10 protein-coding genes, 2 tRNA genes and 3 pseudogenes are annotated in these 12,368 nt (G+C 41.0%); 8 read left to right on the forward strand and 7 right to left on the reverse strand.

Going from position 1 to position 12,368, the window contains the following annotated elements; genetic code table 11:
• Window positions 1-229: hypothetical protein (locus F6K57_RS09370; protein WP_293066858.1), on the forward strand; the 229-nt coding region annotated here is incomplete at its 5' end.
• Between the two features lie 155 nt (window positions 230-384).
• Here F6K57_RS09370 and F6K57_RS09375 read toward each other — a convergent pair.
• Window positions 385-858: a hypothetical protein gene (locus F6K57_RS09375; protein ID WP_293066861.1), complete on the reverse strand. Its 474-nt coding sequence runs from the start codon at window positions 856-858 to the stop codon at window positions 385-387.
• A 13-nt stretch (window positions 859-871) separates the two neighbouring features.
• Here F6K57_RS09375 and F6K57_RS41940 point away from each other — a divergent pair, with 13 nt between their 5' ends.
• Entirely contained in the window at window positions 872-1,312 is a 441-nt protein-coding gene (locus tag F6K57_RS41940) for a hypothetical protein (RefSeq protein WP_364302071.1), read from the forward strand.
• Window positions 1,313-1,654: an AIR synthase-related protein gene (locus F6K57_RS41945; RefSeq protein WP_364302074.1), complete on the forward strand. Its 342-nt coding sequence runs from the start codon at window positions 1,313-1,315 to the stop codon at window positions 1,652-1,654.
• Between the two features lie 284 nt (window positions 1,655-1,938).
• On the opposite strand, the gene F6K57_RS09385 is transcribed toward F6K57_RS41945, so the two are convergent.
• Window positions 1,939-2,010, reverse strand: a tRNA-Asn gene (locus tag F6K57_RS09385).
• Window positions 2,011-2,226: 216 nt separating this feature from the next.
• Window positions 2,227-4,461 carry a protein kinase gene (locus F6K57_RS09390; protein ID WP_293066864.1) on the reverse strand — a complete coding sequence of 745 codons (2,235 nt, stop codon included), beginning with the start codon at window positions 4,459-4,461 and terminating at the stop codon, window positions 2,227-2,229.
• A 373-nt stretch (window positions 4,462-4,834) separates the two neighbouring features.
• Here F6K57_RS09390 and folK point away from each other — a divergent pair.
• From folK to F6K57_RS09410, 4 genes and pseudogenes are all read left to right on the forward strand, one after another.
• Window positions 4,835-5,209, forward strand: a pseudogene (gene folK / locus F6K57_RS09395) (2-amino-4-hydroxy-6-hydroxymethyldihydropteridine diphosphokinase); the annotation flags it as partial.
• Window positions 5,210-5,402: 193 nt separating this feature from the next.
• Window positions 5,403-6,134 carry a bifunctional dihydropteridine reductase/dihydrofolate reductase TmpR gene (tmpR, locus tag F6K57_RS09400; RefSeq protein ID WP_293066867.1) on the forward strand — a complete coding sequence of 244 codons (732 nt, stop codon included), beginning with the start codon at window positions 5,403-5,405 and terminating at the stop codon, window positions 6,132-6,134.
• Window positions 6,135-6,156: 22 nt separating this feature from the next.
• The gene (locus F6K57_RS09405; protein WP_293066870.1) at window positions 6,157-7,059 is read left to right on the forward strand and encodes a dihydropteroate synthase; all 903 of its coding nucleotides are present in this window, start codon (window positions 6,157-6,159) and stop codon (window positions 7,057-7,059) included.
• Window positions 7,060-7,135: 76 nt separating this feature from the next.
• On the forward strand, window positions 7,136-8,473 hold the full coding sequence (locus F6K57_RS09410; RefSeq protein ID WP_075899972.1) for a hypothetical protein: 1,338 nt from the start codon (window positions 7,136-7,138) through the stop codon (window positions 8,471-8,473).
• A gap of 217 nt (window positions 8,474-8,690) precedes the next feature.
• On the opposite strand, the gene F6K57_RS09415 is transcribed toward F6K57_RS09410, so the two are convergent.
• The 3 genes from F6K57_RS09415 to F6K57_RS09425 form a co-directional block, all read right to left on the reverse strand.
• A complete protein-coding gene (locus F6K57_RS09415; RefSeq protein ID WP_293066875.1) occupies window positions 8,691-9,674 on the reverse strand; it encodes an L-histidine N(alpha)-methyltransferase in 984 nt (327 codons plus the stop codon).
• Between the two features lie 123 nt (window positions 9,675-9,797).
• The gene (locus F6K57_RS09420; RefSeq protein ID WP_229415322.1) at window positions 9,798-10,298 is read right to left on the reverse strand and encodes an NUDIX domain-containing protein; all 501 of its coding nucleotides are present in this window, start codon (window positions 10,296-10,298) and stop codon (window positions 9,798-9,800) included.
• Window positions 10,299-10,636: 338 nt separating this feature from the next.
• Window positions 10,637-10,708: transfer RNA gene (locus F6K57_RS09425), tRNA-Asn, on the reverse strand.
• Between the two features lie 177 nt (window positions 10,709-10,885).
• Between F6K57_RS09425 and F6K57_RS09430 the strand changes: the two are divergent.
• Window positions 10,886-11,125: pseudogene (locus F6K57_RS09430) on the forward strand (DUF4070 domain-containing protein); the annotation flags it as partial.
• Between the two features lie 410 nt (window positions 11,126-11,535).
• On the opposite strand, the pseudogene F6K57_RS09435 reads toward F6K57_RS09430, so the two are convergent.
• A pseudogene (locus F6K57_RS09435) lies at window positions 11,536-12,368 on the reverse strand (hypothetical protein); the annotation flags it as partial.

The following is a 12,368-nucleotide window of genomic DNA, read 5'->3' on the forward strand; positions in this document are numbered from 1 at the left end:
GACTTGGGGGAGCACTCCAGCAAAAGTCCTGGGTGTTCGGCGGGAATGCCGCCTGTCGCGAGGGATAAACCCTTGTAATCAAGACGGACACCCCCACCACGAGAACGCAGGTGGGGGAAGCATTCATGTTAATTCAAGTATGGCGAAGGATTTGGGAGATCAATCATTTTGCTTCCAGTATAGTTGTGTCGAAATACTTGGTCCTAGTCATGGTATCTCAAGTTTTTGAGAAATCTCAGGATTACTAGTTAAGTTCTTGAGCCTCTAGCCGCAGCACTGACCCAATCGACTAAAAAGGTCAAAATGACGAAACAAAAGAGACTACTACACTGCTATAGTCAAAGCTGCTCAATTGTTCGGTCAGCAACAGACCTAAGCCTCCAGCTACGACTTACCAACCATGACAGTCTCCCGGATGCAGACTTCCCAGCGATAGAGGATATAAGCTAGGAAACGGGGCAAGTTAATCGGGAGTATCCCATAGAGAAATAGCAGCATTCCCGGAGTTCCCTGGGCTTTCAAGGCTTCTAAAGGAGGTTTTTCCAGGTTTTCGTTGGTTTCTGTCATTAATGTGCCTAGAATACCAAGGTTGTTTAATCCGAGTGCGATCGCACCGGGTAAAATTCCAGGAAACAGGACAAACAGCGCTACTATTGCCCAAATCGGTGGGGGAATGGCTCGGCAAAACAGTAGGACTATCCGAGTTAGCACGAGTATTGTCCAACCTTGTACCGACGCAATAGTTAATGCCTTGGGATTGGGATTGAGCAATCCACCGGGAAGGAGAAAATTATGGGCTGCTGGAAAAGACAGCACCATGCCAGCAATACCAGCACCAGCAATCGCTAGTATCGACATGGCAAGGGTTTGGATGGAGAGAGTAAATAACTGTGGGAATTGCACTCCATTAATTTGTTGTGGAAATGACCCTGTAGAATGCCATCATGTCTTTTGGGTGACTCAAGCTTCGGCTCCGAGTTGGATTAAAGCCTCAGGATTAACCACAGATGAGCAGGGATTTATTCTAGTTACTGATACCTTTGGTCTATCCTGCAACGGTCTAGTTCATCCTGAACAACTGCTGCGCAAAAGCGGGATGAAACCTGGTCAAGTGCTGATTCTGACTAAAGCCATTGGGACGGGAACTCTCTTTGCTGCTAATATGCGCTACCAAGCCAAAGGTCGCTGGATTGAACAGGCAGTGGAATCGATGTTACTATCCAATCAAACCGCCGCCCAAGTCTTTCGTGAATGTGGCGCAACAGCTTGTACTAATATTACTGGATTTGGAGTGTTAGGGCATCTCCGGTAAATGGTTAAAGCCTCAAACGTAGGCGTGGAATTAGAGTTAGCAGCAATTCCGATTTTACCAGGAGCAATAGAAACTGTAGAAGCAGGAATAACTAGTTCTATTCACCCTAAAAATTTACAATTATCTATCTACATCAAGAATAGATTAGACGTTAGTCATTTACCTAACTACCCGTTGTTATTTGACCCTCAAACCTCTGGTGGAATTCTAGCAGCTATTCCAGCCGAAAAAGCTGATGAATGTATTAATAAATTGAAAGCTTGCGGTCATCAACAAAGCAGCTTAATTGGTCGGGTAATCCCAGCTCCACAAGCTATCTCGAGACCTATTACTATTATATAGCAGTTCTCAATTGGGTGAGGTACTTTCGTTCTGGGTTAATGGCAGTAGGGAGTAGGGGGTAGGGAGTAGGGCTGCATCGCTTTTTCCGATCAAGAGCATAATGAGTTGAAACAGGCCAGCCTTATGGAAAACAGAGCTATCAATTATAAGGTACGCCCACGCCATTAGGGATTATTGATCTAAATTTAAAAGAGAAAAACTCAAATAAGTGCCCCTATCCATCCCTACCGTAAGACGAGTGGGGAATTCCGCTAACAGCGCGTTAATTCAACTTATTAATGAAACTCCCCAGGCAAGATTCGAACTTGCGACCAATCGGTTAACAGCCGACCGCTCTACCGCTGAGCTACTGAGGATTGCCAAACAATTGCTCATCACATCTACTTATTATAATCATAAAGTACAAAGTCTGGCAAGTACTTTCGCAAATTTTTTTTAAATCACTGTTGTGTCGGGAGTTTTGAGTACTTTTTCAGTTAACGATTATTAGTTAACAGTAAACAGTCAGCTAACTATGAGCCAGTCAGTAGTCAAAATTCATTAGTCAACAGTCAGTAGTCAACAATAATATCCTAATGGTTGACTTCTTGCCACTGTAACCCATGCTTGAGTGGGGAACGGCTTGATTCAACGTTGACGTTGAGCAACGGTTTTTGGTTAACCCCTGATTGCCTTTGTTTTTCTAACACTGCTCTGGCTAAAGCAGCTTGTCGTTCCACTTCTTCCTTTAAATGCTGCTTACGGGAATACTCAGCTATCTTGATTCTCGCTTTCTGGTAGGTGGGGGTTTCTTTAGGGATTTGAGACAAATACACTAGCGCTTTAATAAAGTTCCCCTGTCCTCCTTGTTCATAGGCTTCTTGTAACAAGTACTCTGCTCGAATCTGTTGCTTTTGCTGATATTCCTTCAGCTTTGCTTGGACTTTAGCACCGGTGCGGGTTTCTGGATGGATTTGTTCGAGTAGTGCGATCGCATTGCTAAAGTCTTGGGCTAATGCTTGTTTGTAGGCTTGCTTTAATAACCCTTGGGCTTCTGCTTCAAGGCGAGGTTTTGCCTTGTTGACTAATGGCTCCATCTTCTTTTGCCAATAGCCAATTGAGGGCATTTTATGGTATCCCTCAAGCACATCTGACCATCGTTCTTGATAAAAGGCTTGCTCTGTAGCCTTAAACAGAGCTTCAGCACTTTGCCATTGTTGCTGCCACTGTTGAATCGTATTTAGGGATTGTTCATAGATCAGGCTATCGCTAGGAATCGATTCTGCTAGTGCGATCGCTTCCTCCAAATCACCGGCTTGATAGTGTTTGATTGCCTTTTGTAGAATATCAAATTCAGAACGAGACGCAGAAGCATTCAGTAAAGCATAAAGTCCGATTAAAATGGCTATAGCATTGGAGCTTGCTGCTCCCACTCCGATTCCTTTCAGTAAAGGTGGCAATTTTGGCCAGCTATACAGGGCGAATTCACGGACATACACTTTCCAATCTAATGGCGGCTCATCAGTAATAATTACTGAGTCTTTATTACTAATTTTTGAGTTTTTATTGCTAATTTCTGAGTTTTTATTGCTAAGTTCTGATTCTTTATTACTAAGTTCTGATTCTTTATTACTAAGTTCTGATTCTTTATTACTAAGTTCTGATTCTTTATTACTAAGTTCTGATTCTTTATTACTAAGTTCTGAGTCTTTATTCCTGAGTGTTTCCTGCTCAGTTTTGAGTCCTGAGTCAGATTTAGGCGTTGCCTGTTTTAATTGTTGTGAGCTAGACTCCCTAGTCAGTGCTGAGTGTTCAATGGTAACCCTTGAGTCAGACTGAGTATCTAGCACGTTTAATTCAAAAGCGTCATTGTCACTAAACTTGATACTGAGTGGTGAGTGCTCCGTTATCAGTTCTGAGTCAGACTTAGCAATAGATACTTTTAACTGAGGACTTTGATTACACATCAGTGTCTTAAGTACGATTAAGGCATCAGTTGCTGACTGATAGCGGTCTTGGCTGTGGTAAGACACCATATGGTTGAGTACAAACGCCATTTGATCGCTAACCGATACATGTTTTCGCCAATCAATCTCACCAGTCTCAGGGTCAGCCAATTGCATTGGGGTCATCCCTGTGAGGGCGTGAATCGCAATCATTCCTAGGGAATAAATGTCACTGTTAGGAAGGGATTGACCAGCAAGTTGCTCTGGGGGTATGTAGGCGAAGGGGCGAATTGTCTTGGATCGATCAGAGGATGGGATCTCGGTCAGATGGGGTTCGATTGGCTTTGAATTAATCAGCTCAGCAGCACCAAAGTCAATCAAAACTAGCCTACGGTCTGACCCTCGTCTGATTAGGTTATTGGGTTTGAGGTCTCTATGAATTATCCCTTGACGGTGAATAAATTCTAGGATGCCTAAAACATCTTGTAATAGTTCAATGCACTGGTTTTCGCTAAAGCGTTTATTACTGTTTTGGCTGATCGGCAGTTCAGTACTAAGAGTTTCTCCGATAATTAACTTTTGAACTAAGTAAAATCCGTGGTGATCTTCAAAATAATCAAGTAGACGAGGAATTTGGTTATGGCTACCCAGTTTGATCAAGGTTTGAGCTTCATTGAGCCAGAGACGCTTAAGAAATTGCCATTTTTGAGGATCATCGCTTTTGGGCTGAAGATACTTAATCACATAGCGGGGATGGCCCTGTTGTCGGGTATCCTCTGCGATATAGGTTTTGCCAAATGCCCCAGCACTTAGAGATTCAATGATTTGATAACGTCCGTTCAGGAGCTTTCCCCATAGGTCATGATTTGGATTAATTTTCAAAGAATTTTTTCCTACCAGAATCACTTCTATTTAGTTTTTTTCAAGAAACCAACAGTGTTTCCGGAATTAGTGGTTTACAGAAGTAATTGGATTTGCTGTAGCATCACCCGGTAGGAAATGGGATGTAAGCAATCAGCTATATTAAATTAGCTATATTAAATCCGCTATATTAAATCAGCTATAGCAGTCGCCAGGGCAGGCGCGGACATGACAAAAGTCTCAAACCTAAGTAAGCGCAAGAGTTTGACTTCTGACTTCTGACTTCTGACTTCTGACTTCTGACTTCTGACTTCTGACTTCTGACTTCTGACTTCTGACTTCTGACTTCTGACTTCTGACTTCTGACTTCTGACTTCTGACTTCTGACTTCTNCAAAACCCGCTCCAGTTGGTACAAAACTAAACCTATTGGACCTGTGCAACCAGATTATATCAATGGTTGCGCCCTAGTGGACACACAAGTAAGTCCCCAAAAATTGCTAGAGACTCTGCTAGAAACAGAGCAAAAGTTTGGTAGAGTTCGTTTGGAACATTGGGGAGCAAGAACCTTAGATTTAGATTTAATCTTGTTCGGTAACCTGATTCTAGATACTCCTGATCTAATCATACCTCACCCACGCATGAGAGAGAGAGCATTTGTGTTAGTGCCCTTGGCCGAAATTGCTCCTGATTGGATAGAGCCAGTCTCGGAAATGAAAGTCTCCCAACTTCTCGAAAGGTTAGAGATTTCCGGAGTTGCTCGGTATTAATTTTTAGGATATCAAATCCGGTTGATGGACTCTAATAACAATAAAAAAAACTAAGGTAATTCAGCCTAACACAATCCCGATAAATGACATTCTATTTTCTTGGGTATACTGGGCTTAAAACCAATCCAAAAACAATGCTGATAGAGTAACTCAAGCAGTAGTATAAATTTAAAAATAATTGTGAAAAAAGACAATGCTGAAAAAAGCTTTAGTGACCGGATCAGCAGTGGGAATTGGAAAAGCGATCGCTATTGATTTAGCTAGTAAGGGATTTGATGTTGCATTTCACTATAACCGCAGTGAAGAAGCAGCCAAGCAAGCTTCTCAGGAAGCAGCGACTCACGGAGTAAAAGCGATCGCCCTACAAGCAGATATCACTAAACCAGAGCAAGCAAAGTTATTGGTAGAAAATGCAGCAGCACAACTAGGGGGTTTATCAGTAGTTGTCAATAATGTAGGCAACTATTTTAGTAAACCCACTAGCCAAATATCAGTAGAAGAGTGGCATTCTGTAATTGATTCCAACCTCAATACTACTTTTTATGTCACTAGTGCCGCAATTCCCTACCTGAAGTCCGCAGGTTGGGGTCGCATTGTTAATATTGGTGCTGCCAGTGCCCATAATGTCACTGCCCGTGGTACTAATACAGCTTATATAATCGCTAAAACTGGCATCATTATTTATACTAAGTCCCTTGCTAAAGAGCTAATTGCAGATAAAATTACTGCCAACGTGGTATCTCCAGGAATAGCAGAGAATTCCTTTGAATACGATGATGATTGGCAGGATGCTATGCCTAACTTACCAGCAAAACGCCCTGCCAGTTTGTCAGAAATTGTCCATGCTGCTTGTTTTTTTATCAGTCCTGATTCTGATTACATCACAGGACAAGTAGTAGAAGTTTCTGGCGCTTGGAGTTTATAGTTTTAGTAAATAGAACAATATTTTGAATAGGATAAACATGCTGACTCTCGAACATCTATACGACATTCATGAACAGTATAAGGATGCCTTAAGCGTAAAAGTTGAAGAATTTACCATTGGCAACAAACATTTGAATTTTAATTCTGAAAAAGCTATCTTAGGAGTAGTCAATCTTTCTAGTGATTCTTGGTACAGGGAAAGTGTCTGTTTAAGTTCAGAACAAGCGATTCGTCGCGGCATCATGTTAAAAGCCCAAGGAGCAGATTTTGTAGATATTGGTGCTGAATCTTCTTTGCCCCATGCTGAGAGAGTAGAAGATGTGAGGCAACAAAGTAAAATTTTGCCTGTGTTGGAAGCCCTCCATCAAGAAGGTGTGTTAACTTCTATTGAAACCTATTATCCTCAAGTGGCTAGGGAATGTTTAAAAGTTGGAGCCAATATCATCAATTTAACGGGTTCCCAAGACAATCAGGAAATTTATCAACAGGTATCGGAGTTTGATGCTGGGGTGATCATCTGTTACGTTCAAGGGAAAAATGTCAGAGAAGTTGATGACTTTGATTTTGGCAACGATCCAACAGACTTAATGTATGATTATTTTGCCAAAGAGATTGAACTAGCTACTAAACTTGGTGTTAGGAAAATTTTTGTTGATGCCGGGTTAGGTTTCTACTACAAAAATCTTCAAGACAGCGCCCTACGCATTCGTTTTCAAATGAAAACCTTTTTAAATACTTTTCGTCTTCGGAAATTGGGTTTTCCCGTGTGTCATGCCCTCCCCCATGCTTTTGAATGTTTTGGGGAAGAAGTCAGAAGTGCTGAACCTTTCTTTGCAGTTCTAGCAGCATTAGGAAAAACCGATTTGTTTAGAACTCATGAAGTTCCTAAAATTAAAGCTGTTTTAGATACTCTTAGTTTATTTTAAATCAAAACTAATGACCTCAACGACATCACATTTTTAAGATTTCAAGAGTAGATATCATGAGTCTCGAATAGAGTATATGGCAACAGGAGAGTCTCCAACCTGTGATGTCATTTCATCTGAAATGCCTTACTGGGAAAATAATAGGCTAATTTTTCCTTTTCTAATTAACGACTGGAAGCATGTCTATTATATCGACTTTCCTCTGGAATTTAAAAATACACAGAAACCCCATATATCTGTCTTAATTGGGATTGCAATGGCTGAAATTTACCGCCTTTGTGAAATCTGTACGCCTCAGATAGTGCAAGTTCCTTGGTATAGTTGCCTTCCGTGGGAATCAGATTGGTGGAATGAGGACATTTATTGGTATCTCCAGCAAAAGTTTTATCTGGAAAAATGGAGTTGGGATAGAATGCCTCGAATAGAGTTTTCCCGAAGTGAGCTAGAGAATTCTTGGTCACCATCAGTAAAGGATTCCTATCTTCTTGCAGTCAGTGGAGGTAAAGAAAGTACCTTTGCCTTTGAGTGGATGCAGCGAGCTAACCTGACCATGGAAACCTTTACTCTACACCATGCTGGGGGAATACTAGGAGACAATTGGCAGAAAAAGTTCCCAGTATTCGAGCCCATAAGAAAGCGATCGCACCTTTGGGAAATACTTACTCATCCTAGGGAAGATCCTGCTCAACATTTTGATTATAAGGGGGTACGTAACGATCCCACAATTACCAATGCCTTGTTCGTTATGATGATTATTGCAGCACAGCAGGGGCATAAGTTTCTGGTGCTAGCAAATGATAAAAGCTCCAATGAATCTAATGCCACCTATCAAGGACGTAGCGTTAATCATCAAAGTGCCAAGGGCAATGCTTACATCGAACGTTTTAATGATTTCTTGGAGCGCAAGGGTTTGCCATTTCGCTATGTTAGCATCTGTGAAGAGGTTTACTCTATAGCAACAGTTCAGCAACTATCCCTTTGGAACAAAAGCATCCTGAAGGATCTTACCTCCTGTAACGAGGCGCAGTGGGCTCCCGGCTCCTCTCGGTGGTGTTGTGGCTGTCCTAAGTGTGCTTTTTCCTTCGCGTTGATCGAAGCTGCAACAGATTATGATTTTGCTATCGATGTAGTGGGAGAAGACTTATTCAGCGTCAAGAAACTTGAGGAACTGTGGACACGTCTGTTTGACCCAAGGGCTGAGAAACCATTTGAATGTGTTGGGGAAAAACGTGAAACTTTGATGGCATTAGTTAAATGTAAACAACAGCGTATCAAGAATGGTCAACCCTTGGGTGCTCTTGCTGAGATACCAGATGTTAAGTTTGACAACTCTCTGCTGATGATATCTCCTCCCAAGAATATTCCTATGCCTCACAGAGATAAATTAGAGTCTGTCTGCACATTCCGACTTTGAGATGAACGATGGCAGGGAAGCGCAGCGCGATCGCGCAGTTCGATGAACGAAAAATCTGGAATTTATAATTCATCATTCATCATTCATTTTTTTCCTTGTGTATATAGCAATCCTAAATCAGTTCTAAAATCTGCCAAATCTTAAATCTTTACTGGACAAGGGTTATAGCGAGAGCTTCGGCCACTAGATTTTACGAATCATTTAGGACTGCTATAGTTTAAAGTTTTTGACAAAGATAAACCCCTTCTTCTTGATTAGCAGCTTCCCAGTAATCCAAAACCTTAATACCATAACTCTTTAGTATTTCTTGAATCATAGGAGTAGTATAACGATAGGAAAAAAATAATCTAATTCTATCTTTGCTTCTCCACTCAATAAGGTTGTTTTCTAAACTAAAAATCACATCGTTTTCTAATTCAAAATAAGCAGCAATTCTTTTAAATTGTTGATTTGGTTCATCCTGTTCTATTGTAAATTTAATAGTCCCATCTTTGGCTTCGACTCCAGCATCAAGTAAAACAGTAATTAACCACTCTTTAGTTAACTCATTATCATATTGAGGAAGAACTTTTTGAATACCTTGCAGATAATCAGAACCAGGGGCTAAATTAGCACTAAAAAGCAATATATCTCCCTTGCTTAGAAAATTACTTAAAATCGGCAAAATTTCCTCAGGATCGAAATTGGGAATCATGCCAAAAAAGGTAATTATATTTCTTTTGTCTTGATTATCGACAAGGGAGATTAAATCATCAGAGTGAAGCAGATCGCAAACAATGGGCTGTACCCGTAAATTAGCAAAATATTCTCTGATCTTTTGAGCAGAAATTATCGCCAGAGATAAGCTAACATCAACAGGATAATAAGTTAATGCTCTTTCAGAATTTAATAATTGGGAAACTAGAAGTTTATCTTTTTCTCCACCACCACAACCTAAGCCAATTAAATTTAAATTTAGACTATTATCATCTAAAATTTCTGCGGTTTTTTTAAAACACTTGGCATAGGCATCAATACAGCTTTCATCTTGTCTAGCTGGAGAATAAGTTTCGTGTATTTTTAACCATTTTTGGCTTTGCTTGACACTATCGTAATGAAATTTGTGATTGATTTTACAAGAAGTAAAGCCAGCTAAATAATCTTGAAAAACTCGCTCAGGAAATTGACTGGGATGTACGTATACTTTTTCAAAGTCTAACATATATAAATTCTCAAACTCATCAGGTACAAATTTATTGGTTTTAGGAAACAGAGAACAGGAAACAGGGAGCAGGAAATAGGTGATAATAAAAAAAATATCTGTACCTAATAGCTATGATAAAAGCTATATATTATAGTGAGTATAGATTTGCTTTTCTAGATAGTCCTCAATTAACACGCGAGTGTAGCTATTGAGAGGATATTCCAGAGCTTTTTGGGGAGTCACCCATGCCCATTCCTCAATTTCTTCGTTGGGAGTGATGGTTTCCGTGGCAGAAAAGGCATAGTAATTAACCATGATGAAATGGGCTTCTCGCACAAACTGTGAGTCCAACACTGCTTCCTGTAGCAACCCAAAGCGTACCTGGGTCAAATCTAGACCAACTTCTTCCCGAAACTCCCTGAGGAGTGCATCCTCAAGGGTTTCACCCCATTCTACTTTACCTCCTGGTACACCCCATTGACCCCGCCATTTAGTGGTTTTGACAATCAAAATTTGTCCACTTGTAGTTAAGACAAGTGCCCCTACCGTAGTCAAAGGAAACTGCCCCTGCACAGATAGCCCTCCATTTGTGATTTCCTCTGGAATCCCATTGCTTAGCTTGTGTCGAATTTTTTGTTTCACAGACCTACCTGGAATAGGTTAGCGCAGTTTCCAATCTTTAAGGATCACAATCTGAGATCACCAATCACCAATCCTGATTTCTGGGCTAGTGGCCAGTAAATCAGGATTTTGTGAATTTCAGGGTAATGGTCTAAGCTATTCCCTGTTTAAAACTTGATTCTCACAATACTCTACCATGCCCAAACGCGCTTATCGTCTAGTTGAGCAACAATGAACGACCCCTTAGTGAAAAATCTTCTATCCACTGGCAAGGCATTTCAGGGGAAGCCTGAGCCGCTAACTCTCTAGACCTTGAAGAACTTCCAGGCTACTAGGAGTTGTTATACTGAAAATTTAAACTCCCCAGGCAAGATTCGAACTTGCGACCAATCGGTTAACAGCCGACCGCTCTACCGCTGAGCTACTGAGGATTGCCAAACAATTGCTCTTCACATCTACTTATTATAATCATACAGTACAAAGTCTGGCAAGTACTTTCGCAAATTTTTTTGAAATCACTGTGGTGTCGGGAGTTTTGAGTACAAGGGAAAGTAAACAATAAATAGTTAACACTAAGCAGTCAAGTAAATATAAGCCAGTCAGTAGTTTTGAAAGCTCTGGCGACTGTAGTTTGGCGGCAAGGGTTTAAGCGCAGTACTCGCTGGAAATTCTGGCATCATTTATTTGGTATTTTCAGGCACAATCCAGCTGTGTGGGAACATTACCTTACTCTATGCGCTCACAACGAACACTTTCTTGAATATCGTCAAATTGTCCGGGATGAAATTGAAAGACAGTTAGTTGATACTAATCCTAAGTTGATGGATAAAGAATTAGTAGAGATCTAGCAATGTCTTGATGCAATAGCGAGTGGGGGTTTCCCCCAAGACCGCGCTGCATCGCTTATTAGCAACGTTTTAGGGATATTAGTTATCCTATTAAGGCAAGAGGCAAGAGGCAAAAGGCAAAAGGGAATAGCAATGCAGCGCTATTCCCTGTTCCCTGTTCCCTGTTCCCTGTTCCCTGTTCCCTGTTCCCTGTTCCCTGTTCCCTAAAACCCCAAGGGCGAGGTAGATGACCGGATTATAATATCGGCTTGATAGTTAAATCTTTCAAGGTGAAGGTGAAGTCGAGTTTTTTCGTTGTGCTNGGCTTCATAATTTCCGACTCACCCACCGTCAAACAAAAGTTACTAACCACCTGTTAGTTTCCTAATCCCAAACCTTAGGGAAAGAATCGATTCCTTGAGTTTTCTGCACTATTTCCGATCAGGTTTTATATAACAAAGATTGAAAAAACACTCAATTTCACAATCTATGCAAAAACCAAGACCAACATAAAAAGCTCTGATGGCAGCTAATTTGTAGTCAGAATGAATCGATAGAGCTTTTTGATTTGCCCAAGCAAGAAACTGTTGTAATTTCTCATCTCTCATTAACACCCGATCAATCTTCCGCTTCATTAGTTGCATTAATTTATCAGCATTACGCAGCATACCTGCGGTGAGCAATAAGACCTCTCGCCAGCTTTTCTCAGTGATATACTCCACCAAATTTTTATAAGCATGATTGGCAACAATTTCCCTGGCAGCGAAATACTCTTGAAATGTCAGGTGAGAAAAAGAATAGATGCTTTTTGCCCGTTCCACTAGTAACCCATGCTGGGCTTCAATTGACTTTAACACGGCTTCGCTGTCCAATTTCAGCTCTTTTTGATTGGGCTCTTCTTCTTTGTATAAGTTGCGAATAAACTCAGCGATATATTCCTCAACGGTTTTTTGCTTAAAGAAGTAATCTTTATGCTTAAAGGTAGTTAGAGCAATTTGACTCAGCAAGTCTTCCTTGCGTTGCACAGACAGGTTTTTATAAACCTGATCCCGCTCAATGTTGCGTTTGGCATCCCATTTTTTCAGCAACACATCCAACCCTTCCTTATAAAGTTCAGAGCGATTTGCCGGAAAATTCCCGGCTTCGCCAAACACCAAGCAGAGCAGGGTCAGCAGTAGGGGATTGGTTGCCAGTTCTTGAATCCGCTTGTGCTTTTCCAATTTTTGGATGAAGCGTTCAGCTTTCACTGGGTCACTTAACCGAA

This window comes from Moorena sp. SIO4A5 (assembly GCF_010672005.1).
Lineage (GTDB): Bacteria > Cyanobacteriota > Cyanobacteriia > Cyanobacteriales > Coleofasciculaceae > Moorena.